The organism is Chroococcidiopsis sp. SAG 2025, assembly GCF_032860985.1.
Lineage (GTDB): Bacteria > Cyanobacteriota > Cyanobacteriia > Cyanobacteriales > Chroococcidiopsidaceae > Chroococcidiopsis.
The window spans coordinates 4,370,297-4,390,923 of sequence record NZ_JAOCNC010000001.1; the positions used below are offsets into that span (position 1 = coordinate 4,370,297).

The window sequence follows — 20,627 nt, forward strand, 5'->3', positions numbered from 1 at the left end:
GTTCCCAATTTTTGCTGAAACGCCTTCAATGTACTGCTCCATTGCGAGAGCGCTTCTAATGCAACACCTGTTAAAAAAACGTTGGATGTATCGAGCATTGCTAAGCCGTGTTTCTAATCAATCTAGTTTAGCTTATCTACAACTGTCGTACTATGGAGCAGTGGAACCTTTAAGTGGAGAACACTTTTTCTATGAATTTTCGCATCTCGATTCTGTCTGCTTCCAACAGTTTATTGACTTATTTGCGGCTGCCTTTCCCGATAGTTTTAATCTCTTGCATCTCTTCCCTTGCTAGTTGTCATACCGCCACGACTCTAGTGTGACCAGACAATGTGCTGCCTATCTTTCAGCCAGCTCACTCTCCAGAACTCACTCCCATTGAACGATTGTGGGAAGATTTAAAGAAGTACTTCAAAGGCAAGAATTTCAATAGCTTATCTCTCCTTAGAGATAAAGTTTTTGATTTAATTAATTCTCTCTCATCCACAGTAATTGTGTCGCTCACGGGGTGGTCTTACATTGTAGAAGCATTAGAAAAAGTGAGCGAAAACAGTGCTTGATTTTCCAGAAATGGTATCAGAGCTGAGATTGTTTTGTAATTTGTATCGTTCATAAGTTGCTCTTGTAAACTTAGAGGTCATTTATAAAGAAAAGTTGAAAGCAGCGAGAATGGAGGCAAGAGGCTTTTACTATGACAAGACAGTAGCCCAAAGCATTGCCTCATGAGTAGAAAAGCTTACAAAAGTGATTTAACCGATCGAGAATGGCAAATCATTGAACCATTAATTCCACCTGTAAGACCAGGAGGACATCCACGTACTGTGGATATGCGTGAGGTAGTAAATGCCATCTTTTATTTGCTGAAAACTGGCTGTGCTTGGGAGATGCTACCACATGACTTCCCACCCTATTCAACGGTTTATTATTACTTTCGGCGTTGGCAAAAACGAGGAATTTGGCAGCAGATAAATCTTGCCTTACGTGAACAAGTACGGATGAAGCTGGGCAAATCTCATCAAGCTACTGCTGCAATTGTGGATAGCCAGTCCGTAAAAACGACGGAAAAAAGGGGAAGTATCCGGCTTTGATGGCGGCAAGCTAGTTAAAGGTCGCAAACGCCATGTCGTAGTAGATCCTCAAGGACTACTAATGGGTGTAGTAATCACCGAAGCTAATGCTTCAGAACGATTAGGAGCAATAGTGGCATTGCTAGAAGAGTGCTATAACTCTAAGTCTTTAGAGCTAATTTGGGCAGATAGTGGCTACAGTGGAGAGAATTTTGCACAAGCTGTAATGGTAGTCTGCGGTGCAGAAGTAGAAATAGTTAAGCGGATTACAGATGGGTTTGAAGTTTTGCCCAGAAGATGGGTAGTTGAACGAACTTTTGGCTGGCTAGGACGCTATCGACGACTAAGTAAGGATTATGAACTCCTACCGGAAATAAGTGAATCTATGGTCTACGCTGCTATGGTACGGCTGATGCTGAGACGACTAGCTGCTTGATTTTTACTTTATAAATCAGCTCTAAAATAGGTCAACTTTATCAGTAACTTCCCAAGGTAGATTGACATCTGTTCTACCAACATGACCGTAAGCAGCTAATTGTTTGTAAAAACCACCTTTAGTTAGTGACGGCAGAAATCTTAGGTTAAATTGCTTGATGATTCCAGCCAGCCGAAAATCAAAATGTTGTTCTAAAAGCTGAGTAATTTTTTCATCAGCAACTTTGCCAGTGCCAAAAGTTTCTACCTGAATACTGACAGGTCTTGCTAGTCCGATAGAATAACTTAATTGCACTTCACATTCATCAGCAATTCCTGCGGCTACGACATTTTTAGCTGCATAACGAGCTGCGTAAGCTCCAATTCGATCTATTCTAATTGGGTCTTTACCGCTTAGAGCTGAGCCACTATGCTTGGCATATTCTCCATAGGTATCTACGTCATTTTTTCTCCCTGTCACCCCAGAATGTAATGCAGGACCACCGCCAATAACTAATCCGTCAGGGTTAATAAATATCCGTGTTTGGGCATCAGGTCTAATTTCTTCATCTTGAAATACAGGGTCGATAACTGTGGTGCGAATATCGTCCTGAAGTCGATTTAAATCGGGCTGTGATGGACTATTTTGACTGGCAATAACACTAATACTATGAATTCTGTGTGGTTTGCTATTTCTATATTCAATTCCTACCTGAGTTTTGCCATCAGGAGCAAGATACGAGAGAATATTTTGCAGTTTAACATGCGTTAGTTGTCTGGCTAATTTGTGCGCTAACCAAATTGGTAGTGGCATCATGGACGAAGTTTGACGGCAGGCAAAGCCAAAAACATTGACAATATTTTTGACAGGAATTTGCTCTATTTCCTCATAAGATAATTTTTTTTCGTCAAACCGATCTTTATCTGGAGGTAATTCTCTCAAACTAGTTAGAATACTACAAGTTTTGCCGTTAAATTCAAACCGATCGTAGCCAACGCGATCGATAACTTGTCTCGCTACATTGGGGAAATCTACATTAGCATTTGGTTCAAATCTAGCAGCAATAAAAACAATGCCTGTAGAGACAGCACATTCTGTAATTACCCGCGAATAAGGATCTTGTTGCAAAAAACGGTCTACGATCGCATCGCTAATTAAATCGCAAAGTTTATCGGGATGTCCTTCAGTTACCGACTCAGATGTAAACATGAAGTCTTTTTTCATTGACTTTCACCTTGCTTAGTGTTTTTCGTGCTTTCGTTCGCTAACAAAGGCAATAAAGCACTAGCTCCAATGACAGCACCGTCTAAAAGATCGAGCGGTGTAATTTTTAAAATACTCCTCAACGGTGGAAGACTTAAAGCCAGGACTTGTAGGGCAAAAGAGCCGACAAGCGCCATATTTAAGTATCGATTGTTCGGCAATTTGGTTTGACTAAAAATGCTGTGTGTTTCCGAACGGCAGCTAATTGTATGCAGCAGTTGCGCCGATGTCAGACTCATAAAAGCAATGGTACTTGCTTGCTGTCCGACACCATATCTGAAAATGCCATAACTATAGGCTCCCAAAGTACACAGAGATATTGTTGCTGATTCAAAGGCAATTCTGCTCAAGTCAGAATTTTTAATAATCGGCTCTTGAGGACTGCGGGGCGGTTGACTGAGAACATTTGGTTCTGGTGGTTCCAAAGCGAGAGCCAACCCAGGAAAGATATCCGTGACTAAATTCAGCCACAAAAGTTGAATTGCATTCAAAGGTTCGCCCAATCCCACTGTTGTTGCAGTCGTCATCACCAAAATTTCGCTGAGATTGGTAGATAGGAGAAAATGTACGGATTTTCTGATGTTGTTGTAGATTGTCCGTCCCCGACTCACAGCGACAATCATCGTTTCCAGGTTGTCATCTTCTAAAATAATATCTGCCACTTCCCGCGCTACATCCGTTCCCCCTTTACCCATTGCTACGCCAACTTCGGCTGCTTTGAGCGCTGGAGCATCGTTAATGCCATCGCCTGTCATTGCCACTACTTTTCCGGCTGCTTGCAAAGCTTGGACAATTTGCAATTTATTACTGGGACTGATGCGGGCAAAAACATCCACTTTATCGACGAGTGCTGTGAGTGCTTCAGGCGTGAGGCGATCGAGATGAGTTGAATCGAGAATTTCTAGTTGTTCGTCTTTACTCAGTTGCAATTCCTTGGCGATCGCATAAGCAGTTGGGCTTTGATCCCCGGTAATCATGACTGTATCAATCCCAGCTTGATGAAAGTCTCGCATCAGCTCTTTGGCTCCGGCTCTAATCGGATCTGCCATCCCCACTAGCCCCAACCATGTCAATTCTTGACGATCGCCATTCTCAATTGCTGAAGCATAAGCTACGCCCAGTACCCTCAGCGCTTTCCCAGCCATCCGATCGTTTTCAATTTCAATTGCTTGCCGATCTGCTTCTGTCAGCGGTACGAGTTGCCCGTTTTTCCGCCACCACTGACAAATTTGGACGACTTCGGTGGGACTGCCTTTGACAGCAACTAACCGATCTGCCGCATCAACAGCATGAATTGTACTCATGTAGTTGCGATTTTCCGATCGCGCTTGAGTTTGTAATAGCCGATATTTTTGCTTGAGCGCGATCGCATCGACTCCAGCGGCGATCGCCAGATAAATTAAAGCATTCTCCGTTGCCGAACCCGTAACTATATATTCGCTTCCTTGTTGGCTAACTTGACTTTCATTACACAAAACCGTGACGTGAATCAGCTTCAATAATTCATCACAGGTATAGGGATTAATGTTTTCCGATCCAGCAATAAATTGACAGCCATTTACTTGAATTTGTCTGTTATCTGTATGGATCTCGACGACTGACATCGTATTTTCAGTAATCGTTCCGGTTTTATCGAGACAAATTGTTTGTACTGAACCCAATGCCTCTACAGCGTTGAGACTGCGGACGAGGACGTTATGCTGGCGCATATCTTGAATGCCTAAGGCTAGAGTTGTCGTGGCGATCGTCGGCAGTCCTTCGGGAACGGCTGCAACTGCTAGGGATATAGATGACTTCAGCATTTGTAGCAACCCATATCCCCGCAAAACTCCAATTCCAAACACAAAGCCGCAAATTCCTAAACTCAACAAAACTAACTGAGTGCCAACTTCGTCTAGTTGTCTGGCTAGGGGTGTTTCTGTTGCTGTTGCTGCGTCAACTTGTTGTTGAATTTTGCCCATTTGAGTAAACCCACCTGTTGCCACAACCGCAGCCAATCCTCGACCGCCAGTGACTACAGTGCCTTTGTAAACCATGTTGAAGCGATCGCCCAAAGGGATATCTTCACCTGTGAGGGATGCAGTTGTTTTCGTGATAGGTAAACTCTCTCCGGTTAGGGCGGATTCATCAACGCTCAGGTTATCGGCTTCGAGCAATCTAGCATCTGCGGCTACATAAATCCCTGGTTTCAGAAGTAATATATCTCCTAAAACAACTTTTTCTGTAGGTATTTCTATCTGACTACCATTTCTGATTGACCAAGTTGATGCTGGTTCGCAGCTTTTTAGGGAATGAACGATCTTTTCGGACTGGCTTTCTGTGGCATAACCTATAGCCGCATTCAGACCAATAACACCGATGATTACTAAAGCATCGACGAATCCTCCCGTGAAAAATGAAATTCCAGCAGCAACACCCAGCAAACCAACTGGCAAAGATTTAAACTGATCGAGTAGTATTTTGAGATCGGAGCGAATTGCTGATTCGGGTAGAGCATTCAGTCCATATTTCTGTAATTTTTCAGCCACAGAATCGTCAGACAATCCTGTGAGTGGCGATGTCTGCAATGCCTCTAGAACGGAATCTACTGCCATTAAATGCCAGTCTTGGGTTGTTTGCTTTTGCGTACTAGTCGTGGGTTGAGGCGATCGCTCTCTGCTTAGCGCTATGTTTGTTTGCTGAATTCCTCGATTTTTGTGATTGTACTCTGTCACAATTTCTTCAATTAACGATTTTACCTCGATCGCATCAATTGAAGAATCAAAATTAACTAGAATATTGCTCGTCAGAATATTAGCAGAAACAGATAGAATTTCCGAGCGAGTGGCAAGCGATCGCTCTAGGTGTAGCTTCAAAGCTTCCGAGCGATAAAGTTCGTTAATCTTGAATCTAGCCCTACCTTTGATAGTAGTATGGATTGCTTGCAACACAAACTTTTTACCCCAATAAAACGTTAAAAAATTGGTGATTAAAAAAGAGTTAATTTATTTTTAACTATCTATTACGAAAGATGGTAGTCGATCCCCTACACTTGAATTTTACTATCTCTTATAGGAGGTAGGCATTACCTCCTCTACTTTTACTATGACAATTATTCGGGTTCGTTCAGCTTGGTGAAAGTATCAAATGCATACCACGCCAAAGTGTACCAAGGAATTTCGTCAAGTTCTAGCCCTTTGGTCAGTATTTGTCGGAGGGCGAGCGCACCAAGTCCCGCAGGTACTAGCCAGCGCAGATCGACAACTCCTGATGTTGTTTGTCTAATTTGCTCGTTGAAGCTATATATTACATTTATTAATTCTTCAGCGATCGGTGATTTTAGGTTTGAAAACTGGTTTTGAGTTACTGTAGAATTTATTTCTGTCTGCGGTTGTGCGGCTAATTCAGCTTGTACCTCTACAACTAAATCTTCCACAATTTCTTGAGTTTGAGCTAATGCTTCCTTAACTTTTTCAGAAATAAAGATTGAGTTCTTGAGTGCGGCTTTGCCCAGAGGAGTGTTAACTCCCGCTGCTAAAGGTAGAACAATCGGTGCTAGAATCACTGCAGTAATTCCGGCAAAAATCTGCTTGACTTTAACTTCTTCGGACTCTAATTCCAGTGTCATTTCAAAATTACCTGTAAGTCACATACATTTGGATTTATTCCATTTGAGCTATTAGTTTGAGAAATTTCAATTTTAGATAGATAGTATGACAAAAACTGACAAGAATTGTCTTTGTAAATAGTAGGATGGAGTTCGCCATCATCAATTTATTGCAAACAGAACGAGCTTGGCTAAAAATTAGCAAAATGTTACCATCAACAGCTTTTGACCTTGCCCGTAAACCTTTTAGTGTGGTTTCTTAACATTATTAGCGATCGCGGCTGGCGGAAAATGGCTTTTCGCAATTCCTCTGCGCCTAGCAGGAGTGGCGGACAGAATAGCAAGAGCAACCATTGCCAGTTAGTTAAAGGTGCTAATGCTGGAACCATATCCGTCCCCAGATCCACTGCTAAAATTTGCAAAATTGTCAATGCTGGCGGGAATGAAGATTAAATTTTGCTCTAGTTCTTGCGATCGCAGCTCTAACAACTGTTTGTCACCCTGATGAGCGGCAACCCCAACACCCGAAATCCCTGTCGCGCTAATTCATCATTGACTGCAACTACGCTGTTTGCGATTGGGTACACGATCGCGTGCGCTTTAGCTACCAATATGCCCGTCTTACCAAAACCGCCTATGACGTGTATACCGAGCGCGCTGGAGTTTGTCGAGATTTCATGCATTTAGCTGTTACCTTTTGCCGTTGTTTGCACATTCCAGCCCGTTGTGCCGCAGGCTATCTTGGCGACATCGATGTTCCTCCTTATCCCCTGCCAATGGATTTTAGTACACGGTTCGAGTATACCTTGACGATCGCTGGTATGCGTTCGATGCTCGTCATAATATCCCCCGATTCGGGCGTATTCTGATGGCAAGAGGTCTCGATACCGTGGACATTGCCTTCATAACTTCCTTCGGTTTACTCAATTTAGTAAAATTCACAGCCTGGATCGATAAAGTGACTGAGGATACCGCGATCGGTTAAACCGCTTGCATCCATTGAAAAGCAAGGATGTTCAATAAAGCTGGAATCTCAAGGATTAAAAATTTAAGTTGTTGATCGCATCTTGCTCGCGATGAGTTCGAGAAAATTGAGCAAATTGTATTTTATAATACAGATAGGAGAAAGTTCTGTAGCCGCTGCCTCACAGCATCTTGAATGACAGACAGTCAACAGATGTAGTTAGAAGGTATTCCATAGGCATTATAGCCTAGTTGTAGGCTGGGAACGCTCTTCACCTCACAAATGCGGAGGAGGTGAATTGTATGCAAGATAACAATCGAGGGACTAGCTTTGTTGCCGAACAAACCAAATCTGCTGTCTCGTCTATTCGAGAACAAGCTCGCACCTTGATGATGCAACACCATCGGCAGATTAAACAGCGCGAACAATCGATGCTGAGTCGTGTGGGTGCGAAAGTTGGGCTTTCAACTGAAGAAGCGACTCGCTTCTGGAACCACATTCAAGGCATGACGCGCACGAGTTTCTGGGCGACATACGATCGCTCTCATGTAGGCATGAGCTAGAAATTCAACTTCGATTAGCAATTTAGAATCAATCCAGTGTATGTGCACTGGATTTTTTCTGCCGTCACAATTGAATTAATCGCTAGATACGCGCAAGCGAGAACAAGGAACTCTATCCGATAGAATCGCCGTCACCGTTGTACCTGTATGAACTTCTAGTTGAGCCTCTGGCACAGCTTCAAATAAAAGCCGCTGTCCTGGGAAAACAACTCGCTCGAAGTAATAATTAACAATCTTGGCACTCCGAATAATCTGAATATGGTTAGTGGTATTCGTGTAGTAGCACAAAACAGGTTCGGAGTGGATAGCGTCCTCAGCAGGAGTAGAATTTTGCTGCAAGCGAGATAGTTTTGATAAAGTTGTCTGCTTTCGCTCTTCTGTTAAAACACTATTTTTGTTAATCGCCGCACGTTGAACGTTGACCATGCCAGTCTCCTTAACGTAGCAAAGCTTTTATCTCTTGTAGTGAAATTCAAGTCGCTGAGAAATCTTTAGCGATGGGGTTCGATTATATTTTTCACCATATAAAAACTCCCGGAAAGATACAAGTAGGAGATTTACCCAATGAATAGAGGCTGGTTGATTTTAGCTATTGACAAAATTTTTTGAAAAAAGAAGCCTTGCTCTTGCAGAATGAAGCATTCAGTCATTTGTTTGAACGATTGAGTTAGGAATACCTGCGATCGAGCGGATAAATAACTTGAAGCTGATGGTAGTAACTGTTAATCCCACTATGCTCAGCCTTCTCACAAAGTCCTCAACTTTTTCGCTTAAATTGAGAGTAGAGCCGAGCTGGGGTCAGGAGTGAGTAACGCCAGTGTTCTGTAGAGAAATTAATTGCCAATTGAACCCTATCTAACTACTGGAAGGTGGTGGATATGCGAGTCGATATTAGTTATAAATCAAATCTTCAATTTTGTAGGCTTGCTAGCTGGTAGTGCGATCGCGTCATTGTTAACACTCGCTCGCGTGCAAGCTCAAGATCGAGATTTGAAACTAGATAATTCCGCCTCAAATATGCCTGTCTCTGCTCCCAGAGTGGCTATTGCTAGTCGCAGCGAACGCCATTACACCGAATGGACGATCTTCCACGACGAGCAAGCAATTGCAATGGCTGAACTTGCTTTGAGTCGGGCTACGCATCAGGAAATTAAAACCATAGCCGCTGCCATTAAACAAACCAAAGCGCAGGAACTTCAATAACTATAAGCGTGGCATCGGTTGTGGTATGGAACCAATGCACCCAGCTACTTCAGCCGCTGGTGGCACAGAGATCTGAAGGAGGATGAACCAGAGCAATACAGGCGACACGTTATCGAAACAGATTTAGCCGAACTGAACAATGCACCAGACTTCGATCGGGAATTTCTGCGGCAGACGATCGCGAGCAATCGCATGGCAATGATGATGTCTGCAACGATCCTCGATCGTGCCGAGCGCCACGAACTACGAGATATTGGGATGACAGTTGTAATACTTCGATACTGACCCTTTCCAAGGGAAGACGATTCCAGTTGTGTCGATAGGCTAACATCTTTAAGTAGAGGGGATAATATCGTTAACCTGCTGAGCTACAGGCAAAGCTTGCCAGGAGTCGCTGATGGAAACGCTAATTCGGGTAGTTTTAGAGAGTGATGAAAAAACGGATTTCCAGCGGTTCATTGAGCGGCAACTATCCACCACCGAGCGACGATATCTGCTAAGAAATGAAATTTTGCAAGCCTTTGCCAACTATTGCCACGAGCAAGAAAAACCGATTTATTTCTTTCGCTCGTCTGCCCTGGGTGAACTAATTCATGCCATTCATGAGATGCTTCTGGAAGAGGATAACATCTGGTTGGTAATTCGCACCCGCATTGCCAGTCAGGAAAGCTGGCGACTGAGTGCCGATTTATCTCAGTTTGAACAGGTTCCCGTGCGAATGCTACTGAATGCCCGCGATCGCGCCAGCACTGCCATCCAGTCCGATCGCTTCGTCCACCATGACCTTTCCCAGGTTCTAGATATTAACTTTGCTCCGTTTCACCGAGACACGCCCAGCATTGACGACCCTCGGAATATTGGTCAGGGGTTAACGTTTCTCAATCATTACCTCTGCGACCAATTATCGACGAATCCAGACTATTGGGTAGAGGCGCTGTTTAGAGTTTTGCAACGCCAGGAATTTGATGGCATTCCGCTTTCGATCGGCGATCGCATTCCTTCGGGAACTCAGCTGCATGAAGCTGTGTTGCAAGCTTTAAAAAAAGTCAGTCAATATCCAGCAGATACCCCCTATGTCACGCTGCACCCTGCCCTCCAAGAATTGGGCTTTGAACCAGGTTGGGGCAATACTGCCGGACGAGTTTACGAAACCCTAGAACTGCTCGATCGCCTCCTGACGACCCCATCTCCCGCTTTGCTAGAGGCATTCGTCTCCCGCATTCCTGCCTTCTTACGAGTTGTTTTAATCTCGATTCACGGTTGGGTGGGACAAGAAGAAGTGCTAGGACGCGCCGAAACTATGGGACAGGCGATCTACATCCTGGAGCAAGCACGACAACTGGAACAACAGCTGCAAGAGGATGTCGAACAAGCGGGGCTGAGTTGGCTCGGTATTCAACCCAATGTCACTATCCTGACACGGCTGATTCCCAACTGTGAAGGAACCCTGTGCAACCAGCGGCTGGAGAAACTAGAATGCAGCAAAAATGGCTGGATTTTGCGCGTCCCCTTCCGCGAGTTCAACCCCAATGTCACCCAAAACTGGATTTCTAAATTTGAAATTTGGCCCTATCTAGAATCCTTTGCATTGGATGCGGCACCGCAACTCGTGAAGCATTTAGGCGGACGACCCAATTTAGCGATCGGTCATTACAGCGATGGCAACTTGGTGGCGTTTCTCCTCGCGCGTCATTTTAATGCGATTCAATGCAATATCGCTCACTCGCTAGAAAAGTCTAGATATTTATTTAGCGATCTTTACTGGCAAGAGTTTGAAGCACAGTATCATTTTTCAGCCCAATTTACCGCCGATCTGATCGGTATGAATGCCGCAGATTTCATCATTGCCTCGTCATACCAAGAGATCGTTGGCACTCCAGATGCGATCGGTCAGTATGAGTCTTATAAATGCTTTACGATGCCGCAGCTTTACCATGTGGTGGATGGCATCAATCTGTTTAGCCCTCGGTTTAATGTCGTTCCTCCTGGTATCAATCAGTTGCGCTATTTTCCTTATTTTCAACCAGAATCGCAAAATCGCCAACTGCACGAACAGGTTCGCGATCTGCTCTTCAATCGCCAAGACTCCACAATTTTTGGAAGTTTAGACAACCTTGAAAAACGTCCGATTTTGGCGGTGGGTGCGATAAGCCAAACCAATAATCAAACTGGGTTAATCAAATGGTTTGCCCAGTCTCAAGCACTCCGAGAGCGCTGCAATTTGATTCTGATTACGAATAAACTGCACGGGGCTGAAGCTAGCACTTCTGAGGAGGCGCAGGAAATTGAAACACTCCATACAACAATCGAGCGAGATCGACTCCAGGGACAAATTCGCTGGATTGGAATGCAACTTAAAAGTGAGGAGATGAGCGAAGTGTATCGCGCGATCGCCAATAAGCGGGGAATCTTTATCAACTTTGCCCGCTTTGAGGCATTTGGGCGTAGCGTTCTAGAGGCAATGCGATCGGGCTTACCTGTCTTTGCCACTGAATTTGGTGGCATTGCAGATATTATCCAAGATGGCGAAAACGGTTTTTACATCAACCCCACGGATTTCGATCGCACCGATGGGAAAATTTTGGAGTTTCTCGATCAATGTGATGCCGACCCGCAAGTTTGGTACAACATTTCCGAACGAGCCATTCAACACATCGAGCGGCACTGCAATTGGCAGTCTCATGTGAAACAATTATTATTATTCGCTAGAGTTTACGGCTTTTGGGATTACATTTCTCACAGCAGTCGAGAAGCGTTGCAATGCTATCTCGATGCTTTATTTCACTTGCTTTACAAACCCAGAGCCGCGCAAATTTTAGAACAGCATGGGCAGCGATAAGCGGGGAAGGAGCGAAAATGAGCCAGTCAGTTAGTCATGTCCTGGGAAATCCTAAAGTTCCAACATCAACCGCACTTCCCCAAACCAACAACCTAATTTATACAGATTGGGTTTCAATCGAACGGGGCTTCGATCCGAACCAACTCCATGCCAGAGAAACAGTATTCACGATTGGCAACGGCTACTTAGGCACTCGCGGCAGTTTTGAAGAAGGCTATCCCCACTCGATGCCCGCGACTCTGATTCATGGGGTGTATGACGCGGTACCCGTGATGTACACCGAACTAGTCAATTGTCCGGACTGGCTGCCGTTAACCATTACCCTCAATGGCGAACCCTCGTCTAGGCGGGTGGAACAATTTCGCTTGGATCGAGGAGAGGTGCTGTCCTACGAACGACGGCTCGATTTACAATATGGATTACTCAGGCGTTCGGTTCGCTGGCGTAGCCCTAGCGGGAAGACGCTGGATCTTCATTTTGAACGATTTGCCAGTTTAGCCGATCCTCACATTTTGGCAGTGCGCTGTCTGATTACACCGCTCGATTGGGATGGCGAGATTGAGGTTCATGCCAGTATCAATGGCTATGCCGAAAATCAGGGCTTTAATCATTGGGAATTGCTCGCCCAGGAACAGACTTCAGACGACAGCAGTGAAGATTTTCAACTCCAACCCGCAATTTGGCTTTCGGCTCGCACCCGCCAATCCCAAATTGAATTGGGCATGGCAGCAACATTGACGCTTCAGGGGACAGGGGCTACCTTCCAACTTGAAAGCGCACCAGGCTATCCCACCTTGGCTGCATCCTACCAAGCGGCGATGGGACAAACGGTGTTAGTAGAGAAGATGATTACAGTTTACACCTCGCGAGAAGTCGAGCGTCCCCTGGAAGCAGCACGCAGCAAACTAGCGATAATGCCTGCCTATCCAACTTGTTGGCAGCAGCACAAACAAGCGTGGGAAGCAGCTTGGCAGACTAGTGATATCATTATTGAAGGCGATACCCAAGCGCAATTTGCCGCTCGCTATAGCGTGTTTCAATTACTGATTGGCGCTCCTCGACAGGATCGGCGGGTCAGCATTCCAGCGAAAACTCTGTCTGGCTTTGCCTATCGGGGGCATATCTTTTGGGATACAGAAATTTTCATGCTGCCCCTGTTTACTTTTACTCAGCCAGAGTTAGCCCGCCATTTACTGAGCTACCGCTATCACACCCTGGAAGGGGCACGCCGCAAAGCCCGCAGCTATGGCTATAAGGGGGCAATGTTTGCCTGGGAAAGTGCCGATACGGGCGATGAAGTCACGCCTCGCTGGGCATTGCCGTCCGATCCCTATGCCAGCGATATTCGCATCTGGTGCCGCGATCGCGAAATTCACATCAGTGCCGATATTGCCTACGCGATTTGGCAATACTGGCAGGCGACGGGCGATGACGATTGGATGCGCGATTATGGTGCAGAGATCGTTTTGGATACGGCTGTCTTTTGGATGAGTCGGGTAGAGTGGAATAACCAATTTGAACGCTACGAACTGCGGGAAGTTATTGGAGCCGATGAATATCACGAGCATGTGAATAACAATGCTTTCACCAACCGCATGGCACAGTGGCACTTAGAGAAAGCGATCGCCGTCTATGTATGGTTGCAAAATACCTTTCCCGATCGAGCTACCGCGCTGGCACAAAAATTAGAACTTACCTCCGAACGCAGGCAACGCTGGCAGGATATTGCCGCTCACCTCTGGATTCCTTACCGCTCGGATACGGGATTTATCGAGCAGTTTGAAGGCTTCTGCAACTTAGAGGATATCGATCTGCAAGCCTACGAACCCCGCACCCAATCGATGCAAACGATTCTGGGTATTGACGGGGCAAACAAACGGCAAGTCTTGAAGCAGCCCGATGTCCTGATGCTGTTATACTTAATGCGTCAATTGCAAGAGTTTCCTTACAGTCCCGATCGTTTAAAAACAAACTGGGATTATTACGCTCCCCGCACCGATATCACCTATGGATCGTCCCTCGGTCCTGCCATTCACGCCATTTTAGCGGCTGATTTGGGAGATAGTCAAACAGCCTACCAACACTTTATGCAAGCGGCATTGGTAGACTTAGAAAACACGCGAGGTAATGCTACCGAGGGCATTCACGGAGCCTGTGCTGGAGGTGCGTGGCAGGCGATCGTCTTTGGCTTTGCCGGGATTCGCTTTCAAGATCGTCAGCCCGTTGCTACACCTCACCTTCCTCCCCATTGGACGCGGCTTGCCTTTAAACTACATTGGCGCGGCACTTGGCATCCTTTTGATTTCACTTCTGAACTAACCGAAGCGAACTCTCCCAAACCAGAACCCCAATCGCCAGCAATGCACGAAGTAACCTCCCTTCCTGCCAAACTTACCCTTCGAGGCGCGATTTTCGATCTTGATGGCGTGTTGACCGATACTGCAGAGTATCATTACCGCGCTTGGCAACGTTTAGCCGACGAAGAGGGATTACCGTTCGATCGCCAAGCCAATGAAGCCTTAAGGGGAATTTCTCGACGAGAATCGCTGCTAAAAATTGTTGGCAGTCGTCCCTATACGGAGGTACAGCTTGAAGAGATGATGGAGCGCAAAAATGGCTACTACCAGGAATTCATTCAGTCAGTGACACCAGCCGATTTACTACCAGGGGCATTGCCATTGCTCAGGGAACTGCACCAACTTGGAATTGGGGTAGCGATCGCATCTGCCAGTAAAAATGCCCGTACCGTAATTGAAAAATTGGGCATTGCCCAATGGATTGATGCGATCGCAGACGGATATAGCGTCGATCGCCCTAAACCCGCTCCCGATCTGTTTCTCTACGCCGCCAATCAACTCCGGCTTCCTCCCTCTGAATGTGTCGTATTTGAAGATGCTACCGCAGGTATTGAGGCAGCTTTGGCTGCATATATGTGGGCGGTGGGTAATGGTCCCGTAGAACGGGTTGGGAACGCTCATTTGGTATTGCCGAGTTTGGTGGGTGTTAGTTGGGCAAATATTGTCTCCAAACTGAATCAGTGCATTATACCCGAAAAAATCGTGTCTTAATGCAAGTACGATAGTTGTGGATAAGCTAAACTATATTTATTAACCCTGTTTTATCACTCTAGGCAGAAGAAAAATAGAAATCAGAGTTAGTTAGGAAAATAAAACTGCGCCGACCCAACTACGCCCCAAACCAGTTTTCTTTGCCAGCACGTCCGCACTTTGCGACAGCCACGTACCGACAAGAACCACCAGAATCACGCACAAAACCGCTTGAAACGCCAGTAGCATCGCTACTCTCCTGATGTTGGATGCTATAGCTAGTCTCCCACAAGTACTTCACAGGCTGAATCAAGTTCAAGTTTTATTTGGTGCTTCTAACACGTTGACATCAATCAACGGTGTCACGTTAAAACCTCGGTCTAATAAGCGCATTTGGATTTGACGGGTAAGCGTGTTGCGAATTTCCTCTGTTGATGCGGTGACTCCCTTTCGACGCTGAACGTAAACGACACCAAGCAGCGTCTTCTGTCCTTGAACTTTCGAGCGAGTGAAGCGGATGTTAGCCTCGACTAAGTTAGTAGTCTTGCTTGCTTCTACCACCTGCCCAATTTCCGCCCTTGCTCGTTGAGCGCGGGTAGAACGTTGAAACTGGGGTGGACTGCTCAACTGCCAAGTTAATAAACCTACCAAGACTGCCACAGTCACAGCCAGAGTTGCCGCAAATACCTATTGCTTGCCCCGCCGATAGCGAGATCCTTGCACGGACAAGCCAAAGACGCGAAATAAGATTGCGGCAGTCAAATTAATTCCCACCAGTTGCAGCAATAGGACGAACAATCCGCTCGTTGCCATATCCCACCTGCCGATCGCCACAGCCATCCCCACGAGTCCCGCAGGTGGCGCTAGTGAAGCAGCGACGAGCATTCCTACTGATGCACCAGATACCAAGCTACTTCTTTGCGACTGCACGAGATTGAGCGCCCCAGCCGCACCTGCTGCTAATGACAGCAACACCGCCACTGAAGATTAGACTTCTTGCAAAAGGGTAGGGAGAGATGGCAAAAGTAGGTTAGAGGAGGAAATTCCATGACCTACGAGCGAGTAAAACATCTCCAGCCAGAAGCATTTAAACGGCTATGCGGTGTGCGTCCTGAAACCTTGAATCAAATGGTAACAGTGATGCAGCAAGCTCTTCAGCAATTGAAACCAGGTAGACAAGCGTCAACTTAGCTTAGAAGCGCAAGTATGAATGACCCTAGAATACCTACGTGAGGATCGCACCTATTTTCATATTGCTCAAACTGGGGATGTTTATGAGTTTACCGCCTACCGCATCATTCGCAATGTAGAAGATACTTTGATTCGCTCAAGAAAATTTCGGCTGCCAGGCAAGAAGAAACTTTTGGAACCGGAGCATGAAATTGAAATTGTGGTAGTAGATGTGACGGAAAGCCCGATTGAGCGTCCAAAAAAAACAGAAACAGTTCTACAGTGGCAAGAAAAAACGACATACATTTAAATCACAAGTTGTAGTGAACCAATCAACTCAAGAAATTATTTGTACTGCTTACGCCAAAGGGAAAAGGCATGATTTTCAGCTTTTCAAAGATACTAAACTCAAATTCAACTCCGAAATCGAGTGTTTGGCTGACAAGGGATATCAAGGAAGAAAACGGCTTCATGCCAATAGCCGCACGCCCCAAAAAAAGCCAAGGGGTGGTGTGTTGCATTCTCAACAAAAGCGTAGGAATCGGCAGCTAGCTCAACAGCGAGTAGTTGGAGAGCAGGTGAATTATCGGCTGAAGATATTTCGGATTTTATCAGAGCGAAGCGCGCAATCGGCGGCGAAGATTTGGTTTACGATTTAATCTGATTGCTGGGTTGTACAACTATGAACTCAGTCTTCCATAGTCACCTTTTGTAAGCGTCGGCATGAGGGCGTGGGCGACAGCCCACACCCTCACCCCCAGAAATGAAAATAGATTTTCAAGTCAGGTCTAATGCAATGTTTAGTTCGTTCATGGGTTAGCCACCAAATTCGTTGAAGAACTGAAATTTATGTTCTTTGGGGAGCAACTTGAGCGTGGTTCACAGCAGCCACTAAAGAAACTCCACCCAAAATATTGCCGAGTAAGGTGGGAATTGCAAAGCGAAAATACGCCGTCCAGTCAGTTGTTCCAGTAATCGCTACGTAGAGAACTTCTACCGAACCTGCAATGATGTGGGGCAACTTTCCTAACCCGATGACAGCAGTGATAATAATAATTACCCACAATTGGGAAGACTCAGCCGCAGGGAGCAGCCAGACCATTAAGGCAATTAACCAACCTGCAAAACCCTGTACGAGCAGCGTCCAAAATCCTCCTGCCATAGCTTCTAGACCGATTTGAGCGAACGCTTTTCGCACTTCGGGGGGAAAGACCTCGATATATCCTACAATACAAGCAAACAACAGCGTGCCTAACAAATTGCTGAGTAAAACAACTGTCCACAATCGCAGCACTTTCATAAATGCTCTGCGATTGCGACGACTCAGCAAGGGTAAAATTGCTGTCAGGGTGTTTTCAGTAAACAACTGTTGCCGACCCATCACCACAATGACAAAACCGATGGTGTAGCCAAAACTGGCAATTATGTGTCGCCAAGGTTGGTCGGGTAAGTTTGCTAGTAGTAAGCCACGACCCACAAGTGAAAATCCCATCGAGAGTCCGGCTGCTAGTCCAGACCAAGCAAGGGCGGAAACTGGGCGGCGTAATTCGCTCTCACCTTCAATCCGAATTGTTTCATGAATGACGATCGCGCTGGGTCGAAGGCGTTCGGTAATTTCTCTTTCTTCGCGATCGCTGAGTCCCAATTCCTCTTGAGGACGTAATTCTTTTGATTCGCTGGCTCGATCTCGTTGTCTCATCTTCAATAAATATCCTCATCATAAAATCCAAAATATTCACGGTTCCAATTTCTGCCGAGATAGCGCCTGAATCTCTTGACGCAAAGCTGTAATTTCAGCGTGTAGTGCTTCGATAGATTTAGCCCCTGCGATTTCCGCCTCGTCATCATCGGCATCTCGACCGATAAAAAATGTGGCGATCGCAGCTGTCAAGTAACCAAATACGGCAGAAGCATACAACGCTAGGATGAAGCAAAGCACTCGCCCTTCGGCAGTCTGGGGCCAGTATTCCGAACCCAGCGTGGTCATTAGCATTGCCGTCCACCACAGCGCCGTACCGTAGTCATTTAGTCCCTCACCGTTGGGAGTATTGCTTTCAAATGCATACATCCCCGCTGCTCCGACTAGGGTAATCACCAGCGTTGTTGCTACAACATAGCTGAAGCCGCGACGACCTAAACTAGCACCAATTGCTCGCATCCCCCGATTCGTGCGGGTAATCACACGTAGTAACCTGATGCCGCGAGCTGCCCGTACAGTATTTAGCACCCGTAAAACGCGCACGAACCTGAACAGGCGTAGTGCTGGTAATGGTAGGGCAATAACTGTTAACCAGTTGCGTTGAAGATAGGCAAACTTTTGTGGAGCTAGGGTAAATTCGAGGATGAAGTCAAGAATGAAAATTATCCAAATAACCGTGCCGATTGCTTGGAGTAAGGGAGTTAAACCCCAGATTAACTCAATGACAAACAGCACCAACCATGCAAAGCTCAGCAGGAGCATTGGTGTTTCCAGCCAGTCTTCTAGCTGTTGCAAAATCTCCTGCCGTTCTCGATTGAGTACGTGTTTTTCTGAGGTTTTCATCTATCTGTTATGATTCATAGCTGCTGTTCCTTTGTCATTTTTATAGCAATCGAGTGGCGATCGCCTGCTGTATCTTAGGGAAAAAAGGTGTAAAACTCGTGGAAACGAATTTTCAAGTCAAGAATGCCGCTTCTCTCTCCAATTCCAATTAAGTAGAGTGCGATCGCCCTTTTCTCAGGCGCAAAAATCGCAACACCTCACCAAAAATTGCCAGGATCGAACTGTTCGCGAACTGCTTCTAAAGTCTTAGTTGACTTGACAATACTGGTCAATCCAATCAACAGGATAGCGATCGCCTGCTTGTGCTAAAAAGTTATCGAGTTGTTGTAGCGTTAGCGGTTCTGGCATTGGGTAACGCCCATTGAGTTTCTTCAAGTGGGTGTAGTGGCGAGTATACGATGCTAAATCTCCAGGATATGTCTGCTCGTTCACACCGATAAACTGACCGCGAGTGCGGGCGCGATTGAGAATAGAACGCCATTCATCCAGCGAAGCCTGACCCAATGCTTGCAAACCGTTCGAGAACAGAGTCATGTAAATCTCATCGTAAGGCTTGGCAGTATCCAAATAGTTATTGAGTCGCTCTGCTGACATGCGATCGTTGAATACCGTCCAAAATGGCACTAATCCGAGGCGTAACGCCCACCAAGGCTGAAGGTAAACAAACGATTCCACTAAGAGGCGATCGCTCTCTAAGCCGCGCTCCCGATACCACCAACGGTACAAGTCAGCCACCAACGGACTCAGATCTTGGGGAAAATCGAAGACAATCCGACGAATACGATATCCATGCTGACGGGCAAACTGCTCTACATCATCGCGTAAGGCTCCTTCAAAACCCCACTCTGATTCTGGCAACCTACCATCTGGGGTAGGCGGTTCCCAATATCGGTGTCGAGATCCGTTCTGTTGCAGGAAGTTGGCGATCTGCTGGCTGTGCTGAAAATAATCATCTGGAGCTAATTTACCTTTGCCACCAAATTGAAAAACATGGCGATCGCTAACTCGTGTTGACAACCAACTATATTGGCACTCAAGTAAGAATAGCGTCGCCCCTGGCTCTAAATTCTGCTGGAGAAACTGCTGGAATTGCGTGCCGAGACGAGTGCGCTTCAGCCGAAAGTAAGTAACGCGGGGAACTTTTAAACGATCCTGGTTCGGGTCGTGCATTTGGTACACGCACAAATCGGGATTCTTTGCCAGCAGTTGTTGGGCTGGCGCTTTAGCCCACTCTAGTTCCTGTTTTGGTTCGTCAGGGTCAACGGGGTGTCGCAAAGAGACGAGGAGTGTTTGCGGCAGCCAGGGAATATCAAGTGCCGCACATAGATGCACGGCAGCACCGTTTGAAGAACCAATGACAGCAGCAGGATAACGCCGTTGAGGATATTGGTTTACTACCCATTGGGACATGGTTTCTGCCCGCACGTCGTTTAGTACATTGGGCGAGGATGCACTGATCCAGCCCGATCGAGTAGATAAATTTTTCCCCAGTTCTTTAGGAAGATAGCTAACGGCATCTGTAATCGCACCCACAAGCGACGGTGCAAAGCCTCCCGATCGCAACTCTTTACCGTGCAGAAATTTAGCAGTTGCCCGCAATGCTGTCGTCGCTGAGTCAAGATCCGTAATGTATTTAGGCTTGACTCCCATTGATGCCAGTCGATTAGTTATCGCTAAATAGGGAGAGGGAATTTGCATATGCCTTTGTGTGAATTACTGGTTGCTCTGTTGAAGCCCGATATACTTGTTGAATGAAGACTAATTGACTTCTCGATCGCGCAAAATTTCTTCAGAACCCAATCTGTTGATGACTAGGTAAATATTCCAATTAATTATGTATATATCTATATATATACAAAATGGATCGTTCTTGAGATAGATAAAAATTAATTCTAAAAGATGAAGAACGACAGCAATTCAGCAATTAGCCTAAAAAAGAGTCAAGCAAATCGTAATTAGTAGTTACAA

The 20,627-nt window shown here is 45.9% G+C and carries 15 protein-coding genes and 4 pseudogenes; 10 read left to right on the top strand and 9 right to left on the bottom strand.

What is annotated here, in order from left to right; all coding sequences use genetic code 11:
• The first annotated feature begins 58 nt into the window (after nucleotides 1–58).
• The 3 genes from N4J56_RS21195 to N4J56_RS21205 all read left to right on the top strand — a co-directional run bounded on the left by N4J56_RS21195 (nucleotide 59) and on the right by N4J56_RS21205 (nucleotide 1,503).
• Nucleotides 59–295 (top strand): hypothetical protein, encoded by a 237-nt coding sequence (locus tag N4J56_RS21195; RefSeq protein WP_317108239.1) that lies wholly within the window; start codon nucleotides 59–61, stop codon nucleotides 293–295.
• Nucleotides 296–332: 37 nt separating this feature from the next.
• Nucleotides 333–560, top strand: coding sequence for a hypothetical protein (locus tag N4J56_RS21200; protein ID WP_317108240.1), 228 nt, complete (start codon nucleotides 333–335; stop codon nucleotides 558–560).
• 162 nt (nucleotides 561–722) lie between these two features.
• A protein-coding gene (locus N4J56_RS21205) for an IS5 family transposase (protein ID WP_317105119.1) occupies nucleotides 723–1,503 on the top strand; the annotation gives its coding sequence in 2 pieces (ribosomal slippage) (nucleotides 723–1,060 and nucleotides 1,059–1,503; 783 coding nt in all).
• Nucleotides 1,504–1,524: 21 nt separating this feature from the next.
• Here the strand turns inward: N4J56_RS21205 and metK are convergent.
• The 3 genes from metK to N4J56_RS21220 form a co-directional block, all read right to left on the bottom strand.
• Nucleotides 1,525–2,706, bottom strand: coding sequence for a methionine adenosyltransferase (gene metK / locus N4J56_RS21210; RefSeq protein ID WP_317108241.1), 1,182 nt, complete (start codon nucleotides 2,704–2,706; stop codon nucleotides 1,525–1,527).
• Nucleotides 2,703–5,675 (bottom strand): HAD-IC family P-type ATPase, encoded by a 2,973-nt coding sequence (locus N4J56_RS21215; RefSeq protein WP_317108242.1) that lies wholly within the window; start codon nucleotides 5,673–5,675, stop codon nucleotides 2,703–2,705. Before N4J56_RS21215 ends, metK begins: the two co-directional genes overlap by 4 nt.
• 161 nt (nucleotides 5,676–5,836) lie before the next feature.
• A complete protein-coding gene (locus N4J56_RS21220) occupies nucleotides 5,837–6,352 on the bottom strand; it encodes a DUF5132 domain-containing protein (RefSeq protein WP_317108243.1) in 516 nt (171 codons plus the stop codon).
• Nucleotides 6,353–6,556: 204 nt separating this feature from the next.
• Here N4J56_RS21220 and N4J56_RS21225 point away from each other — a divergent pair, with 204 nt between their 5' ends.
• The 3 genes and pseudogenes from N4J56_RS21225 to N4J56_RS21235 all read left to right on the top strand — a co-directional run bounded on the left by N4J56_RS21225 (nucleotide 6,557) and on the right by N4J56_RS21235 (nucleotide 7,858).
• Complete coding sequence (locus N4J56_RS21225) at nucleotides 6,557–6,784, top strand: hypothetical protein (protein ID WP_317108244.1); 228 nt, start codon at nucleotides 6,557–6,559, stop codon at nucleotides 6,782–6,784.
• A gap of 113 nt (nucleotides 6,785–6,897) precedes the next feature.
• Nucleotides 6,898–7,316, top strand: a pseudogene (locus tag N4J56_RS21230) (transglutaminase-like domain-containing protein); the annotation flags it as partial.
• Nucleotides 7,317–7,597: 281 nt separating this feature from the next.
• A complete protein-coding gene (locus tag N4J56_RS21235) occupies nucleotides 7,598–7,858 on the top strand; it encodes a hypothetical protein (RefSeq protein ID WP_317108245.1) in 261 nt (86 codons plus the stop codon).
• 75 nt (nucleotides 7,859–7,933) lie between these two features.
• Here N4J56_RS21235 and N4J56_RS21240 read toward each other — a convergent pair whose 3' ends face one another.
• Nucleotides 7,934–8,164, bottom strand: a complete 231-nt coding sequence (locus N4J56_RS21240; protein WP_410500558.1) for a DUF1830 domain-containing protein — start codon at nucleotides 8,162–8,164, stop codon at nucleotides 7,934–7,936.
• A gap of 711 nt (nucleotides 8,165–8,875) precedes the next feature.
• Here N4J56_RS21240 and N4J56_RS21245 point away from each other — a divergent pair.
• The 3 genes and pseudogenes from N4J56_RS21245 (at nucleotide 8,876) to pgmB (ending at nucleotide 14,968) form a co-directional block, all read left to right on the top strand.
• Nucleotides 8,876–9,346 (top strand): annotated as a pseudogene (locus tag N4J56_RS21245) (DUF305 domain-containing protein).
• A 112-nt stretch (nucleotides 9,347–9,458) separates the two neighbouring features.
• Nucleotides 9,459–11,900, top strand: coding sequence for a sucrose synthase (locus N4J56_RS21250; RefSeq protein ID WP_317108247.1), 2,442 nt, complete (start codon nucleotides 9,459–9,461; stop codon nucleotides 11,898–11,900).
• A gap of 17 nt (nucleotides 11,901–11,917) precedes the next feature.
• A complete protein-coding gene (gene pgmB / locus N4J56_RS21255) occupies nucleotides 11,918–14,968 on the top strand; it encodes a beta-phosphoglucomutase (RefSeq protein ID WP_317108248.1) in 3,051 nt (1,016 codons plus the stop codon).
• A gap of 90 nt (nucleotides 14,969–15,058) precedes the next feature.
• Here pgmB and N4J56_RS21260 read toward each other — a convergent pair whose 3' ends face one another.
• On the bottom strand, nucleotides 15,059–15,196 hold the full coding sequence (locus tag N4J56_RS21260; RefSeq protein WP_317108249.1) for a hypothetical protein: 138 nt from the start codon (nucleotides 15,194–15,196) through the stop codon (nucleotides 15,059–15,061).
• Between the two features lie 66 nt (nucleotides 15,197–15,262).
• Nucleotides 15,263–15,934: pseudogene (locus N4J56_RS41165) on the bottom strand (DUF389 domain-containing protein); the annotation flags it as partial.
• Between the two features lie 60 nt (nucleotides 15,935–15,994).
• Between N4J56_RS41165 and N4J56_RS21275 the strand changes: the two are divergent.
• Nucleotides 15,995–16,819: pseudogene (locus N4J56_RS21275) on the top strand (IS5 family transposase).
• Between the two features lie 145 nt (nucleotides 16,820–16,964).
• Here N4J56_RS21275 and N4J56_RS21280 read toward each other — a convergent pair.
• The 3 genes from N4J56_RS21280 to N4J56_RS21290 all read right to left on the bottom strand — a co-directional run bounded on the left by N4J56_RS21280 (nucleotide 16,965) and on the right by N4J56_RS21290 (nucleotide 20,357).
• A complete protein-coding gene (locus tag N4J56_RS21280; protein WP_317108252.1) occupies nucleotides 16,965–17,816 on the bottom strand; it encodes a formate/nitrite transporter family protein in 852 nt (283 codons plus the stop codon).
• 36 nt (nucleotides 17,817–17,852) lie between these two features.
• Complete coding sequence (locus N4J56_RS21285; protein WP_317108253.1) at nucleotides 17,853–18,659, bottom strand: ion transporter; 807 nt, start codon at nucleotides 18,657–18,659, stop codon at nucleotides 17,853–17,855.
• Nucleotides 18,660–18,905: 246 nt separating this feature from the next.
• Nucleotides 18,906–20,357, bottom strand: coding sequence for a hypothetical protein (locus N4J56_RS21290; RefSeq protein ID WP_317108254.1), 1,452 nt, complete (start codon nucleotides 20,355–20,357; stop codon nucleotides 18,906–18,908).
• Nucleotides 20,358–20,627: the final 270 nt, after the last annotated feature.